Genomic DNA, 14,584 nt, shown 5'->3' with positions numbered 1-14,584 from the left:
TGTGCACACCTGTAGGAGCTGCCGAAGGCTGCGATCTTTTAATTAATTGAACTCGTCACCCACCGGATACCGGCTGGCATTCAGGCTCTCTTTGATCTTGCGCAAATGCGGCTGGAAATCCACGCCCCGGCGCAAGGTCATGCCAGTGGCGAGTACGTCCAGCACGGTCAGCTGGATGATCCGCGACGTCATCGGCATGTAGATGTCGGTGTCTTCCGGCAGCGGAATGTTCAGGCTCAGGGTGCTGGCCTTGGCCAGCGGCGAGTTCTCGGCGGTCAGGCCCAGCACCGAGGCGCCGTTTTCCCGGGCGATACGCGCCACTTCCACCAGTTCGCGGGTGCGACCGGTGTAGGAAATGATCACGAACAGCTCGCCGGTATGGGCCACCGAGGCAATCATGCGCTGCATCAACACATCCGCGTGGGCCGTGACGGCGAGGTTGAAACGGAAGAACTTGTGCTGCGCATCCAGTGCAACCGGGGCCGAGGCGCCGAGGCCAAAGAAGTGGATCTGCCGGGCCTGGATCAGCAGGTCGACGGCACGGCTGATCAGGTTCGGGTCCAGTGCCTGGCAGGCGCTGTCCAGCGAGGCGATGGCGCTGCCGAAGATCTTCTGGGTATAGGCCTCCGGATTGTCATCGGCCTCCACCGCGCGGCTGACGTACGCGGCGCCACTGGCCAGGCTTTGGGCCAGTTGCAGCTTGAGTTCGGGGTAGCCGCTGACGCCGAACGAACGGCAGAAACGGTTGACCGTCGGTTCGCTGACCGAGGCGGCCTGGGCGAGGGCGGCGATGCTGAAGCGGGTGGCCTGCTGCGGGTTGAGCAGGATCACCTCGGCGACTTTGCGTTCGGCCTTGTTCAGCTCTTCAAGGCGATTCTGGATCTGCTCCAGTAAATTTCGCACGCGGTCCATATAAGTATCCTTGATTCACCGGCGCGGATAAGCGCGCGGCTAATGCAAAAAGGGCCTTTGGTGAGGCCCATGACGGTGGCCTATCCTACTGATGGCTCCGACCGACCACCACTCGGAATCTGTATTTTGCGAAAATGTTGTGGTTATTACTACATTTTCCCTTGAGTGATGCCTTGAAAAAAGGTATTTGTAGCTTAACTTGATAAAAGAACAAACATCATGCTCTCGATTACGGTTGAACCGTGCACCTTTGCCTTGTTCGGCGCCCTTGGCGATCTGGCCTTGCGCAAGCTGTTTCCTGCCCTTTATCAACTCGACGGCGCCGGCCTGTTGCACGAGGACACGCGGATCATCGCGCTGGCCCGTGAGCCGGGCAGCGAGCAGGAACACCTGACGTTCATTGCCTCCGAGCTTCGCCGCTATGTCGGTGCCAAAGAGCTGGATGAAGCCGTGCTCGAGCGCTTTCTGGCGCGCCTGAGCTACCTGCACGTCGACTTCCTCAAGTCCGAAGATTATGTGGCCCTGGCCGAAGTGGCCGGTACCACGCAACGGGTCATTGCCTACTTCGCCACGCCGGCCGCCGTCTACGGCGCAATCTGCGAGAACCTGGCCAAGGTCGGCCTGGCGCAAAACACCCGCGTGGTGCTGGAAAAGCCCATCGGTTCGGACCTGGAATCCTCGCGCAAGGTCAACGACGCCGTGGCGCAGTTCTTCCCGGAGAACCGCACCTACCGCATCGACCACTACCTGGGCAAAGAGACCGTCCAGAACCTGATCGCCCTGCGTTTCGCCAACAGCCTGTTCGAAACCCAGTGGAACCAGAATTACATCTCCCACGTGGAAATCACTGTGGCCGAGAAGGTCGGCATCGAAGGCCGCTGGGGTTACTTCGACAAGGCCGGCCAGCTGCGCGACATGATCCAGAACCACCTGCTGCAACTGCTCTGCCTGATCGCCATGGACCCGCCGGCCGACCTGTCCGCCGACAGCATCCGTGACGAGAAGGTCAAGGTGCTCAAGGCCCTGGCGCCGATCAGCCCGGAAGGCCTGACCACCCAGGTGGTGCGCGGCCAGTACATCGCCGGCTACAGCGAAGGCAAAGCGGTGCCGGGGTACCTGGAAGAACCCAATTCCAACACCCAGAGCGATACCGAAACCTTTGTCGCCCTGCGTGCCGACATCCGCAACTGGCGCTGGGCCGGCGTGCCGTTTTACCTGCGTACCGGCAAGCGCATGCCGCAGAAACTGTCGCAGATCGTCATCCACTTCAAGGAACCGTCGCACTACATCTTCGCTCCCGAGCAGCGCCTGCAAATCAGCAACAAGCTGATTATCCGCCTGCAGCCGGACGAAGGCATTTCCTTGCGTGTGATGACCAAAGACCAAGGCCTGGACAAAGGCATGCAGCTGCGCAGCGGTCCGTTGCAGCTGAATTTTTCCGACACCTGGAGCAGCGCACGGATTCCCGATGCCTACGAGCGGTTGTTGCTGGAAGTGATGCGCGGCAATCAGAACCTGTTTGTCCGTAAAGATGAAATCGAAGCCGCGTGGAAGTGGTGTGACCAGTTGATCGCCGGGTGGAAAAAATCCGGTGATGCGCCCAAGCCGTACGCGGCCGGGTCCTGGGGGCCGATGAGCTCTATTGCTCTGATCACGCGGGACGGGAGGTCGTGGTATGGCGATATCTGATTTGAAACTGCCGCAGGGCGTCAGCGCCCATGCGTTCAAGAGCCCGGTGCTGCTGGCTGAAAGCCTGGCACTGAGCGTGGCGAAAAAACTCAGCGACGCGATCGACACCCAGGGCACTGCGACCCTGGTGGTCTCCGGTGGCCGCAGTCCGGTGGCGTTTTTCCAGCACCTGGCCAAGCAGTCGCTGGACTGGTCGAACGTGGTGGTCAGCCTGGCCGACGAGCGCTGGGTGCCGGTGGAACACGCCGACAGCAACGCGGGCCTGATCAAGCGTTATCTGTTGCAAGGTCCTGCGGCCAAGGCGCAGTTCCTGAGCCTGTACAGCGCCAGCGCCAACCTTGAACAGGCGGCTGAGCAGGCCGACCGCTTGCTGTCCGAACTGCCGGTGATCGACGTGCTGATCCTCGGCATGGGCGATGACGGCCACACCGCGTCGCTGTTCCCCAACAGCCCGAACCTTGCCGAGGCATTGCAGGCAGATGGCGTGCGTCGTTGCTGGCCGATGCTGGCGCCGACCGTGCCGCATCAGCGCCTGACCATGAGTCGCGCGCTGCTGGCCTCGGCCAAGCACAAGGCTCTATCGATTTCCGGTCAGTCCAAGCTGACCACCCTGAGTACCGCACTGGCCGGCGACGATGTCGCCGCAATGCCGGTGCGCGCATTTCTGCAACCCACGTTAGAGATTTTCTGGTGCCCATGAGCCAAGGAACAGCCGCTATGACAAACCCATCCCCGACCGTTTCCATGGCGGACAAAGTTGCCCTGATCGACAGCCTCTGCGCGAAAGCGCGGATCCTGCCGGTGATCACCATCGCCCGCGAGCAGGACGTCCTGCCGCTGGCCGACGCGCTCGCGGCCGGTGGCCTGACAGCCCTGGAAGTGACCCTGCGTTCGCAATTCGGCCTCAAGGCCATCCAGATTCTGCGCGAGCAGCGTCCGGAACTGGTGACCGGTGCCGGCACCGTGCTGGATCGCCAGATGCTGGCGGCGGCGGAAGCGGCGGGTTCGCAGTTCATCGTCACGCCGGGCATCACCCGCGACTTGCTGGAAGCCAGTGTCGCCAGCCCGATTCCACTGTTGCCAGGCATCAGCAATGCCTCGGGCATCATGGAAGGCTACGGCCTGGGTTACCGCCGCTTCAAGCTGTTCCCGGCCGAAGTCAGCGGTGGCGTTGCGGCCATCAAGGCGTTGGGCGGCCCGTTCGGCGAAGTGAAATTCTGCCCGACCGGCGGCGTGGGACCTGCCAACATCAAGAGCTACATGGCGCTGAAAAACGTCATGTGCGTGGGCGGTAGCTGGATGCTTGATCCGGAGTGGATCAAGAACGGCGACTGGGCTCGCATTCAGGAATGCACCGCCGAGGCCCTGGCGCTGCTGGACTGATCGCTTCACCCTACACTTCGTTGTGTGTTCTACGGCTTTACGGTGCGCTTGGTCGGTGCACCGTTTTTTTTTGCCTGAAAAAAATGGCCTGGATCGGCTCATACCCCCTGTGGGAGCGAGCAAGCCCGCTCCCACAGGTTCGGCGTTAACCCTTGTAGGAGCGAGCCTGCTCGCGAAAAACCCGAGGGCGACACTGGGCATCAGGTTTCACCCGTTATCGTTCACGACCATCGCGAGCAAGCTCGCTCCCACAATGGTGAGTGTTCAGCGCAGTTCTTTCAGCGCGATGATCAACTGCTGCATATGGTCGGCAGTGCTGGTCAATCCCGGCGTCACGCGGATGCACGGCCCGCAAGCCGCGCCACTGCGCACCACGGTGAACAGGTTGTAGTCGTTGAGCAGCCTTTCGACCATCACCTGTTGATCGGCCTGTTGGGTAAAGCGCATCGAGGTGATGCCGCAATACAGCCGTGGATCATCCGGGGTCAACACCTCGATGCCCGGAAGTTCGCGAACTTCGCGCACCCACAGGTTGCGCAGATAATTAAGCCGTGCGCCCTTGGCCGCGGCTCCTCCCATCGCCCAATGTTCTTCGAGCACCAGCGGCAGGGTCAGCAGCGCCGGGATGTTGGGGGTGCTGTACGAGGTTCGGGCGCGAATGTCAGTGGCCGGGAAGTGCATCTCGCCCATGTCCGGGTCGATGTCAGCCAGGCGTTCGGGAGCAATGTAGATGTAGCCGAGCGTCAGCGGTGCACCGATCCACTTGTGCAGGTTGTAGCCGGCGAAGGCGATACCCAGTTCGGTCAGGTCAAATTCGAGTTGGCCGAGGGCATGGGCACCGTCGAGGATGACGTCAATCCCCTGTTCCTTCGCCGCGGCCGCAATCGCCTGCACCGGCATCACCAGGCCCGTGCGATGAGTGACGTGGGTCAGGGCCATCAACTTCAGCCGTGGGTGCCGGGCGAAGGTTTCGCGGTAGGTGTTCAGCAGGCTGTCGAAGGTGGCCGGGTGTGCGTGTTCGATTTCGATCACTTCAACGCCGCGATTACGCGCCAGCCAGCGCATGGCGCCTTTGACCGTGTCGTATTCCAGATCGCAAACCAGTACCTGATCGCCGGGCTGCAGACGGTTGTAGTTGCGGATCAGCGACTGCAAACCTTCCGACGCGTTGCGGGTCAGGGCGATGCTGTCGGCGGGGACGCCTGTCAACCTGGCCAGTTGCGCACGGATCTTCAGGCTGTCGCCCTGTTCGAAGCGCTGGCGCACGTACACCGAATTGCTGCGATTGATCAGCTCGATGTTGCGTTGGTACTCCTCCACGACCGTGCGCGACATGCGTCCGAAGTAACCGTTCTCCAGGTTGAGCGGGCCGGGTTCGACATCGTAGCGGTCGGCAAAGGTTTGCCAGAAGGCTTCATCACGGGCGCGGCGAGTGTTGTCAGGCATGAGGGTGCTCGGTAGGTGATTCAGTGACGCGGGGCCGGTTTGCCGTGTTTGGCGCGCAGCGGTTCGAGCAAGTCCGACAAACCGTTGTGATCGATTTCCTGCATCAGGGCCAGCAAGCCGCCCAATTCGCCGTGAGGAAAACCCTCCCGGGCGAACCAGTTCAGGTAAGGGCCGGGCAGGTCGGCAATGATTCGACCCTTGTATTTGCCGAAGGGCATTTCACGGGTGATCAGCAGTTCGAGCTTTTCAGGATTCATCGATCGGTCGTCTTGATTCAGTCAGTCTGGAAAATACAGGCATTCTGCATGCAGGCCAAATGACAGATCATGCAAATAAAACGGATACAGATTTTTCGTTAATTGGTAACTGTTTGAAAAATAACGAATAGTTAAACAATTCCGAGCTGGCATGCAGGGTGCAGTACTCATTGCATCTTTCATCAACCGAAGGAATTGAAAAATGACTGACATGAATAAAGAAGCGATTTCTGTACTCAATGACCTGATTGAAACCAGCAAGGACGGTCAGGCCGGGTTCAAGACTTGCGCTGAAGATATCAAGCACCCTGAACTCAAAACCCTGTTTATCAATCGTTCGACCGATTGTGCTACGGCCGCTGCGGAGTTGCAGTCCGCGGTGCGTTCAATGGGTGGCGATCCGGAAACCTCAACCAGTGTCAGCGGTGACCTGCACCGTCGCTGGGTCGACGTGAAGTCGATGTTCACCGGCAAGGGCGAGGAGGCCGTGCTCAATGAAGCCGAGCGTGGTGAAGACCATGCGTTGAAGGCTTATCGTGACGCCATGGAGAAAATCAACAAGCACAACCTGGTGGGCATTCGTGACCTGGTTGAGCGCCAGTACCATGGCGTGCAACGCAATCACGATCAGGTCAAGGCCCTGCGAAACCAGGCGCGTGCGCGTTCGTAAGCCTGGCTGAGCTGAAGTCAATGTGGGAGCGAGCCTGCTCGCGAATGCGGTCTGACAGTCACCATTAATAGTGACTGACACGCCGCCTTCGTGAGCAGGCTCGCTCCCACAGTGTTTTTGACCCTTCGATCAACCGATGCTGATCGCCGGCAGCTCCGTCAACGTCACGCTCTGTTGCTTGCGTGGCGCGAGGATTTCCGCTTCGCCATCCACCACCAGTTCATCCCGCTGATTGAACACGCGAGTGGCAATGCGTACGCGAAACTTCGGCAGTTTTTCCAGAATTTCCAGGCGCACGGTCAGGGTGTCACCGATCTTCACCGGTTTCTGAAAGCTCATTGTCTGGCCGATGTAGATGGTGCCCGGCCCAGGCAATTCGCAGGCGACCGCCGCGCTGATCAACGCTCCGCTGAACATACCGTGGGCGATGCGCTCCTTGAACATGGTGCTGGCGGCGTATTCGGCATCCAGGTGCACCGGGTTGTGATCGCCGGACATCGCGGCGAACAACTGGATGTCACGCTCTTCGACCGTCTTGCTGAAGCTGGCGGTCTGGCCCACTTCAAGGGCTTCGTAAGGGGTGTTGGTAACCTGGGTCATCTGTCTCAATTCCTGTGACGAATTAAATAATTCACAAAAAAACTATTCGGATCGGTGCGGCCGAGGGGTGCTCAAGACCTGGGCGATCCAGTTCAGCACATCGGCGACGATTTCATCGCGGTTGCTTTCGTTGAACAGTTCGTGCCGTGCCTGCGGGTAAACGGTCAGTTGCAGGTGCCGGCTGCCGGCCGCCCGCAACGCGTCGGCCAGATCCTTCAGACGTTTGCCTTCGCTCACCGGATCACATTCACCGCCAATCACCAGCAGCGGCAGGCCCGGGTCAATCTGGGCGAGATTGGACGCTTTGCTGATTTGCTGCAAGCCGCCGAGCAAATCGATCCACAGTTGATTGGTGCAGCGGAAACCGCAGAGCGGGTCGTTGACGTACAGGTCGACCTGCGCCGGATCACGGCTGAGCCAGTCGAACGGCGTACGTGCCGGTTTGAATTTATTGTTGAACGAACCGAACGACAGCCATTCGATCAATGCGCTGCGGCCTTTGCCGCCCTGGCGCAGGCGTTCGAAACGGGCGATTTGCCGTGCCGCGCGATAAAGCGCCACGGGCTGGAAGTTCGAGCCGCTGAGGATTGCCCCGTGCAGGCTGGCACTGTGGTGCAGCAGATAGGCCTGGGCAATGTAACTGCCCATGCTGTGACCGAGCAGCACGATCGGTATGCCAGGGTGCTGCTGGCCGATGTGCTGGTTGAGGCACGCCAGGTCGCTGACGACCTTGCACCAGCCGTCGTCATCGGCGAAATGCCCCAGGGTCCCGTTTTCGGCAGTTTTGCCATGTCCACGCAGGTCCGGCGCACACACGCCATAGCCCTGATCACAGAGTTTTTCCGCAAGGGCTCCATAGCGGCCGCTGTGTTCGGCCATGCCATGGGCCAGCAGAATCATTGCCTTGAGGCTGCCGTCGGGTAGCCACTGGTTGACGAATAGGCGACTGTGGTCGCTCGTGGTCAGCCAGAAAGTGTCATGGATCATGGCGGTTCCTTTGCACTGAGTCGTTGCATTGTATAGCGCATCCCGTTGCATGCGTCTGATCAGCCCACAGCAAGGCAGGAAGATTCACACGATCAATGACGGGTTTGGGCATATTTGCCTGAATCGCCATAGCTGCTAGTGTCCGTGAAGCTCCGCTTTTCGCTTTCTGCCTTTGAGGGATCAGGGAGAAATGACAGAAAGGCGGCCCCGGATAGATTCAGGTAAAGAGGACAAGAACAATGCAACCTGATTTCTGGAATGACAAACGCCCGGCCGGCGTCCCCCTGGATATCGATCTGGGTGCCTACAAGTCGGTGATCGAGGTGTTCGAGCGTTCCTGCAAGAAGTTTGCTGACCGCCCCGCGTTCAGCAACATGGGCGTGACCCTGACCTACGCCGAACTGGAACGCCAGAGCGCTGCTTTCGCCGGCTACCTGCAGGCCCACACCGACCTGGTGCCGGGTGACCGCATCGCCGTGCAGATGCCCAACGTCCTGCATTACCCCATTGCCGTGTTCGGCGCCTTGCGCGCCGGGTTGATCGTGGTCAACACCAACCCGTTGTACACCGCGCGGGAAATGCGTCACCAGTTCAAGGATTCCGGTGCCCGGGCGCTGGTGTACCTGAACATGTTCGGCCAGAAAGTCCAGGAAGTGCTCCCCGACACCGACATCCAGTACCTGATCGAAGCGAAGATGGGCGACCTGATGCCCACCGCCAAGGGTTGGCTGGTCAACACTATGGTGAGCAAGGTCAAGAAGATGGTCCCGGACTATTCCTTGCCCCAGGCCGTCTCTTTCAAGAGCGCGTTGCGCATGGGCCGTGGCCTGGGTATCAAGCCGCTGAAGGTCGGTCTCGACGACATCGCCGTACTGCAATACACCGGCGGCACCACGGGCCTGGCCAAGGGCGCGATGCTGACCCACGGCAACCTGGTGGCGAACATGCAGCAGGCACGGGCCTGCCTCAGCCAGTCGGCGAGCGACGGTCAGCCGCTGCTGCGTGAAGGCCAGGAGGTGATGATCGCGCCGCTGCCGCTGTACCACATCTATGCCTTCACGGCGAACTGCATGTGCATGATGGTGACGGGCAACCACAACGTGCTGATCACCAACCCACGGGACATCGCCGGCTTCATCAAGGAACTGAAGAACTGGCGGTTCTCGGCGCTGCTGGGGCTCAACACACTGTTCGTCGCGCTGATGGATCACCCGGACTTCAAGACCCTGGACTTCTCCAGCCTCAAGCTCACCAACTCCGGTGGCACCGCACTGGTCAAGGCCACCGCCGAACGCTGGGAACAACTGACCGGTTGCCGCATCACCGAAGGTTACGGCCTGACCGAAACCTCGCCGGTGGCTTGTACCAACCCCTATGGCGAGCAGTCCCGGATCGGCACGGTCGGCCTGCCGGTGCCGGGCACCACATTGAAAGTCATCAGCGATGACGGCGTCGAACAACCTTTGGGGGAACGCGGCGAGTTGTGCATCAAGGGCCCGCAGATCATGAAGGGCTACTGGCAGAAACCTGAAGCCACGGCCGAAGTGCTGGATGCCGAGGGCTGGTTCAAGTCCGGTGACATTGCGGTGATCGACCCGGACGGTTTCGTGCGCATCGTTGACCGCAAGAAGGACATGATCATTGTCTCGGGTTTCAACGTGTACCCGAACGAGATCGAAGACGTGGTGATGGCTCACCCGAACGTCGCCAACTGTGCGGTCATCGGTGTGCCTGACGAACGGTCGGGGGAGGCGGTGAAGCTGTTCGTGGTGGCCCGTGAAGCGGGGGTCAGCCTTGAAGAGCTGAAGGCTTACTGCAAGGAGAACTTCACGGCGTATAAAGTACCGAAGCACATCGTGCTGCGTGAGTCGCTGCCGATGACGCCGGTGGGCAAAATTTTGCGGCGGGAGTTGCGTGATATCGCCTGATCGGTGAATGGCCGCGCTTCGCGCGGATCGCGGGCAAGCCACGCTCCCACAGATTCACTGTTGTGCACACACGTTGTGTACGACGCGAACCTTGTGGGAGCGGGCTTGCCCGCGATGCTTTTCGGCGTACGCTAGAGCCCCGAATTCCGTGGCTTTCAGGGATTAATAGGTTTTTTGCTCTAAAATGACTGCTTGTAAGTCTTGAGTCACAAATGTGACCGTAGAGGCCGCTTTTGGCTCTAGTCGACCCTTGGCAAAGCTGCTACTCTCGGCGCGCTTTGTGACTTCTCGGCCTTCTATCAGCCAGATTCACCAATGGCCAAACACCAATAATAATCGCATCAAATGCGGTGCTGAATTCGCGTTGCTGAGGAGTGGGCTTCCATGATCGAAGACTTTTGGAAGGATAAGTACCCAGCTGGAATTGCTGCCGACATCAATCCAGACGAGTATCCGAATATTCAGGCAGTGTTGAAGCAATCCTGCCAACGCTTCGCCAACAAGCCGGCATTCAGCAACCTGGGCAAGACACTCACCTACGGTGAACTGTACGAATTGTCCGGTGCGTTTGCCGCTTATCTGCAACAGCATACCGATTTGCAGCCAGGCGATCGAATCGCCGTGCAACTGCCCAACGTGTTGCAGTACCCGGTTGCCGTCTTCGGCGCCATCCGCGCCGGGCTGATCGTGGTCAACACCAACCCGCTGTACACCGCGCGGGAGATGGAACACCAATTCAACGACTCCGGTGCCAAGGCCCTGGTCTGCCTCGCCAACATGGCGCACCTGGCGGAAACCGTGGTGCCGAAAACCGGCGTCAAGCACGTGATCGTCACCGAAGTCGCCGACCTGCTGCCGCCGCTCAAGCGCCTGCTGATCAACAGCGTGATCAAGTACGTGAAGAAGATGGTGCCGGCCTATCACTTGCCAAAAGCCGTCAAGTTCAACGACGTGCTGAGCAAAGGCCAGGGCCAGCCAGTGGCGGAAGCCAATCCGGCCAGCAGCGATGTCGCGGTGCTGCAATACACCGGCGGCACTACCGGTGTGGCCAAGGGCGCGATGCTGACCCACCGCAACCTGGTGGCGAACATGCTGCAGTGCAAGGCTCTGATGGGTTCCAACCTCAATGAAGGTTGCGAGATCCTGATCACACCGCTGCCGCTGTACCACATCTATGCGTTCACTTTTCACTGCATGGCGATGATGCTGATCGGCAACCACAACATCCTGATCAGTAACCCGCGCGACCTGCCGGCGATGGTCAAGGAACTGTCGAAGTGGAAGTTCAGCGGCTTCGTCGGTTTGAACACGCTGTTCGTGGCGCTGTGCAACAACGAAGGCTTCCGCAAGCTGGACTTCTCCGCGCTGAAAGTCACCTTGTCGGGCGGCATGGCCCTGCAACTGGCCGCGGCCGAACGCTGGAAGGCGGTCACCGGTTGCGCCATCTGCGAAGGCTACGGCATGACCGAAACCAGCCCGGTGGCCACGGTCAACCCGATCCAGAACATCCAGATCGGCACCATCGGCATTCCGGTGCCGTCGACCCTGTGCAAAGTCATCAACGATGCCGGTGTCGAGCAACCGATGGGCGAAATCGGTGAGCTGTGCGTGAAGGGGCCGCAGGTCATGAAGGGTTACTGGCAGCGCCAGGATGCCACCGATGAGATCCTCGACAGCGAAGGCTGGTTGAAGACAGGTGACATCGCGCTGATCCAGCCTGACGGCTACATGCGCATTGTCGATCGCAAGAAAGACATGATCCTGGTGTCCGGTTTCAACGTGTACCCGAACGAGCTCGAAGACGTGCTGGCGACCCTGCCGGGCGTGCTGCAATGTGCGGCCATCGGTGTGCCGGACGAGAAGTCGGGCGAAGCGATCAAGATTTTCATCGTCGCCAAGCCAGGCGTGACCCTGACCAAGGAGCAGGTGATGGAGCACATGCGCGCCAACGTCACCGGCTACAAGGTTCCGCGCTCCGTGGAGTTCCGCGATGCACTTCCGACCACCAACGTCGGCAAGATCCTGCGTCGTGAATTGCGCGATGAAGAGCTGAAGAAGATCAACGCGAAGAAAGCCACCGCGTAATCAACAAAAAGCCCCGCAGATGCGGGGCTTTTTGTTGAAGGTCAAAAGATCGCAGCCTTCGGCAGCTCCTACAGGTGACCGCGATCCCATGTAGGAGCTGCCGAAGGCTGCGATCTTTTCTTTATTGTTGACGAAACGGCGCGAAGTTGACGTTGGTGCCCGCCGGGCGCATGTCTTGCAGGAAGGAGTCCTTGTCGGCGCTCAGTTCCAGGCTCAATGCCGCCTTGCGCTTGCCTTCATTGCGCACCACCAGCCCTTCGAGCTTCTCGCGCAGGAACACGGTCGGCACTTTCAGGTGCAGCAGCTCGTCGGTGGCCGGCGTGTGCATCAGCAGATGGATCCACTCGTACTGACCGATTGCCAGGCGCGTCACCGGGAGGTCGAACCACCAGATGTTGCGATTACGGTTCAATTCGGCGAAGTGGCAGTTGTTGACGCCAAGCACAGCACCGCCGAGTTCCTGGTTTCTGCGGGCAATGGCCTGCTTTTTATCGAGTTTCATAACATTCCTACGGGATTGGATCTTCAGCGCCATGGCCTGAACGTGTTGCGCATTCTCGGGGGTTGGCCCGCAAACATAAAGCGCAACCTGCACTGAACGATGAAATGTCGTGGTGAAAATAAATGAAACTCCCTGCAAAAGCCCTCGGTCAACCTTGTGTAACGACTTTTCTTCCCAATGAACTGTTCACAGGAGAATCACCATGAGCAGCACAAGCGATAAAGTCAAAGGCATGGCCAATGAAGCCGCCGGCAACGTCAAGCAAGGGGTGGGCAAGGCCACCGGTAACGACAAATTGCGCGCCGAAGGCGTGATGCAGGAAAAGAAAGGCGAAGCCCAGCAGGCGGTTGGTAAAGCCAAGGATGCACTGAAAAAAGGCATCGACAAGGCGTGATCCGGCCTTTAATAAAGTTAAGAAGCGGCCATCCTCAGATGGCCGTTTTTGTGTCAGCCTGAACTTGAGGGAGGAAAATGTTTCAAAGTCGCGAAACAGGCTGATTTGATGTAGAAAACGGCCCCTGAGTCGCCACGACTTCAACCCAATTCCGTATGCGGCGAATGGAGACGCGAATGATTTTTCCGGACATGAGAGGCATGCCCCTGCACCGTGTGATGATGCGCACGGTCACCGAGTTCGTCGCCGACGAGATGTCGACCTATGCCTCGGCGCTGGCCTATCAAATGCTGTTTTCGCTGTTTCCGTTCATCCTGTTCCTGATTGCCCTGATCGGCTTCCTGCACCTGCCGGACTTCTTTTCCTGGCTGCGCCTGCAATCGGAACTGGTGCTGCCGCCCCAGGCGCTGGAGCAGGTCAACCCGGTGATCGACCAGCTTCAGCAGTCCAAGGGTGGTTTGCTCTCGGTGGGTATCGTGATTGCGCTGTATACCGCCTCCGCCGGTGTGCGGCTGATGATGAGCGCGATGAACGCGGCCTATGACGTGGTTGAAGGGCGCCCGTTGTGGAAACGCTTTCCGTTGTCGATCATCTACACCGTCGGCATTGCCGGCATGATGCTGGTCGCCGCGGCACTGATGGTGCTCGGGCCGCAGGTAATGGGCTGGATTGCTGCGCAAGTCGGCCTTGAGTATTTCATCGTCACGCTCTGGACCCTCTTGCGCTGGCCAGTGATCGTGATTCTGCTGATGGTCGCGGTGGCGCTGATCTACTACGTCATGCCCGACGTCAAACAGGAATTCCGCTTCATCACGCCGGGCTCGGTGCTGGCGGTGGTGGTGTGGATCATTGCCTCCCTGGGCTTCGGTTTGTACGTCAAGGAGTTCGCCAACTACAACGCCATGTATGGCAGTATCGGTGCGATCATCGTGCTGTTGCTGTACTTCTACATTTCCGCCGCGGTGCTGTTGCTGGGCGCGGAGATGAACGCGGTGATCGAACACATGTCGCGAGAGGGCAAGGACCCTGGGGAAAAAGTGGCTGGCGAGCATGGTCCCGTCCATGAGGAAAAACACCACGTCTCGGGCCTGGGCCGCGATCACTCAATCAAACCGACCATTGATGAAACCTGATCATGATTCGTGAAATTCTGAAAATGGGCGACGAGCGCCTGCTGCGCATTGCCCCGCCGGTACCGGCCGAGATGTTCGACAGCCCCGAGCTGTGGCAACTGATCGATGACATGTTCCAGACCATGGAAAGTGTGGGGGGCGTTGGCCTGGCGGCTCCGCAGATCGGCGTCGACCTGCAACTGGTGATCTTCGGTTTCGAGCACAGCGAGCGTTATCCGGATGCCGAGGCCGTGCCGCAGACGATCCTGATCAACCCGTTGATCACACCGCTCAGCCCGATCATGGAGGAGGGCTTCGAAGGTTGTTTGTCCGTGCCCGGCCTGCGTGGCGCGGTGCAGCGTTACCAGCAGATCCGCTACGAAGGCGTCGACCCCAAGGGCGAGCCCATTGTGCGCGTTGCTTCGGGGTTCCACGCTCGGGTGGTGCAGCATGAGTGCGACCACCTGATCGGCCGCCTGTACCCGTCGCGCATCACCGACTTCAGCAAGTTCGGCTTCACCGAAGTGATGTTCCCGGACCTGGACCCCAACGCGGATGAATAGACTCGCTGCATACCCTGTGGGAGCGAGCTTGCTCGCGATGGCGGTGTATCAGTCGC

Annotated in this window: 15 protein-coding genes; 9 read left to right on the top strand and 6 right to left on the bottom strand. The window is 59.5% G+C overall.

The genetic code is table 11. The annotated features are described in order from the left end of the window. Positions 1 to 42: 42 nt before the first annotated feature. Positions 43 to 903, bottom strand: a complete 861-nt coding sequence (locus CD175_RS12770; protein WP_170948639.1) for a MurR/RpiR family transcriptional regulator — start codon at positions 901 to 903, stop codon at positions 43 to 45. 228 nt (positions 904 to 1,131) lie between these two features. On the opposite strand from CD175_RS12770, the gene zwf reads away from it, so the two are divergent. The 3 genes from zwf to CD175_RS12755 are packed head-to-tail and all read left to right on the top strand — an operon-like array spanning position 1,132 to position 3,984. Further along, a complete protein-coding gene (gene zwf / locus CD175_RS12765) occupies positions 1,132 to 2,601 on the top strand; it encodes a glucose-6-phosphate dehydrogenase (RefSeq protein WP_104449183.1) in 1,470 nt (489 codons plus the stop codon). Further along, positions 2,588 to 3,301, top strand: a complete 714-nt coding sequence (gene pgl / locus CD175_RS12760) for a 6-phosphogluconolactonase (RefSeq protein ID WP_104449182.1) — start codon at positions 2,588 to 2,590, stop codon at positions 3,299 to 3,301. The genes zwf and pgl overlap by 14 nt, the downstream gene beginning before the upstream one ends. Positions 3,302 to 3,318: 17 nt before the next feature. Continuing rightward, on the top strand, positions 3,319 to 3,984 hold the full coding sequence (locus CD175_RS12755; protein ID WP_104449181.1) for a bifunctional 4-hydroxy-2-oxoglutarate aldolase/2-dehydro-3-deoxy-phosphogluconate aldolase: 666 nt from the start codon (positions 3,319 to 3,321) through the stop codon (positions 3,982 to 3,984). Positions 3,985 to 4,248: 264 nt separating this feature from the next. Here the strand turns inward: CD175_RS12755 and CD175_RS12750 are convergent, their stop codons facing one another. Then, complete coding sequence (locus tag CD175_RS12750) at positions 4,249 to 5,430, bottom strand: aminotransferase class V-fold PLP-dependent enzyme (RefSeq protein ID WP_104449180.1); 1,182 nt, start codon at positions 5,428 to 5,430, stop codon at positions 4,249 to 4,251. Positions 5,431 to 5,450: 20 nt separating this feature from the next. After that, positions 5,451 to 5,687, bottom strand: a complete 237-nt coding sequence (locus CD175_RS12745) for a DUF3820 family protein (protein ID WP_003227425.1) — start codon at positions 5,685 to 5,687, stop codon at positions 5,451 to 5,453. Between the two features lie 202 nt (positions 5,688 to 5,889). On the opposite strand from CD175_RS12745, the gene CD175_RS12740 reads away from it, so the two are divergent. Then, positions 5,890 to 6,357 (top strand): ferritin-like domain-containing protein, encoded by a 468-nt coding sequence (locus CD175_RS12740; RefSeq protein WP_007974449.1) that lies wholly within the window; start codon positions 5,890 to 5,892, stop codon positions 6,355 to 6,357. Positions 6,358 to 6,486: 129 nt separating this feature from the next. Here the strand turns inward: CD175_RS12740 and CD175_RS12735 are convergent, their stop codons facing one another. Together CD175_RS12735 and CD175_RS12730 are read right to left on the bottom strand one after the other, a co-directional pair. Further along, positions 6,487 to 6,957, bottom strand: a complete 471-nt coding sequence (locus tag CD175_RS12735) for a MaoC family dehydratase (protein ID WP_095967928.1) — start codon at positions 6,955 to 6,957, stop codon at positions 6,487 to 6,489. Positions 6,958 to 6,999: 42 nt separating this feature from the next. Further along, positions 7,000 to 7,944, bottom strand: coding sequence for an alpha/beta hydrolase (locus tag CD175_RS12730; RefSeq protein ID WP_104449179.1), 945 nt, complete (start codon positions 7,942 to 7,944; stop codon positions 7,000 to 7,002). A 239-nt stretch (positions 7,945 to 8,183) separates the two neighbouring features. Between CD175_RS12730 and fadD2 the strand changes: the two genes are divergently transcribed. Together fadD2 and fadD1 are read left to right on the top strand one after the other, a co-directional pair. Then, complete coding sequence (gene fadD2 / locus CD175_RS12725) at positions 8,184 to 9,872, top strand: long-chain-fatty-acid--CoA ligase FadD2 (protein ID WP_104449178.1); 1,689 nt, start codon at positions 8,184 to 8,186, stop codon at positions 9,870 to 9,872. 384 nt (positions 9,873 to 10,256) lie between these two features. Next, the gene (gene fadD1 / locus CD175_RS12720) at positions 10,257 to 11,957 is read left to right on the top strand and encodes a long-chain-fatty-acid--CoA ligase FadD1 (protein ID WP_104449177.1); all 1,701 of its coding nucleotides are present in this window, start codon (positions 10,257 to 10,259) and stop codon (positions 11,955 to 11,957) included. A 121-nt stretch (positions 11,958 to 12,078) separates the two neighbouring features. Here fadD1 and CD175_RS12715 read toward each other — a convergent pair whose 3' ends face one another. Continuing rightward, positions 12,079 to 12,459, bottom strand: coding sequence for a hypothetical protein (locus tag CD175_RS12715; RefSeq protein ID WP_007974458.1), 381 nt, complete (start codon positions 12,457 to 12,459; stop codon positions 12,079 to 12,081). A gap of 202 nt (positions 12,460 to 12,661) precedes the next feature. Here CD175_RS12715 and CD175_RS12710 point away from each other — a divergent pair, with 202 nt between their 5' ends. From CD175_RS12710 to def, 3 genes are all read left to right on the top strand, one after another. Beyond that, positions 12,662 to 12,853 carry a CsbD family protein gene (locus CD175_RS12710; RefSeq protein ID WP_104449176.1) on the top strand — a complete coding sequence of 64 codons (192 nt, stop codon included), beginning with the start codon at positions 12,662 to 12,664 and terminating at the stop codon, positions 12,851 to 12,853. Between the two features lie 176 nt (positions 12,854 to 13,029). Further along, a complete protein-coding gene (locus CD175_RS12705) occupies positions 13,030 to 13,986 on the top strand; it encodes a YihY/virulence factor BrkB family protein (protein WP_104449175.1) in 957 nt (318 codons plus the stop codon). Between the two features lie 2 nt (positions 13,987 to 13,988). Then, positions 13,989 to 14,528 carry a peptide deformylase gene (gene def / locus CD175_RS12700; protein ID WP_104449174.1) on the top strand — a complete coding sequence of 180 codons (540 nt, stop codon included), beginning with the start codon at positions 13,989 to 13,991 and terminating at the stop codon, positions 14,526 to 14,528. Positions 14,529 to 14,584: the final 56 nt, after the last annotated feature.

It is taken from the genome of Pseudomonas laurylsulfatiphila, from assembly GCF_002934665.1.
In the GTDB taxonomy this organism is placed as follows: Bacteria; Pseudomonadota; Gammaproteobacteria; order Pseudomonadales; family Pseudomonadaceae; genus Aquipseudomonas; species Aquipseudomonas laurylsulfatiphila.
This window is presented reverse-complemented; position numbering and strand designations above follow the sequence as displayed.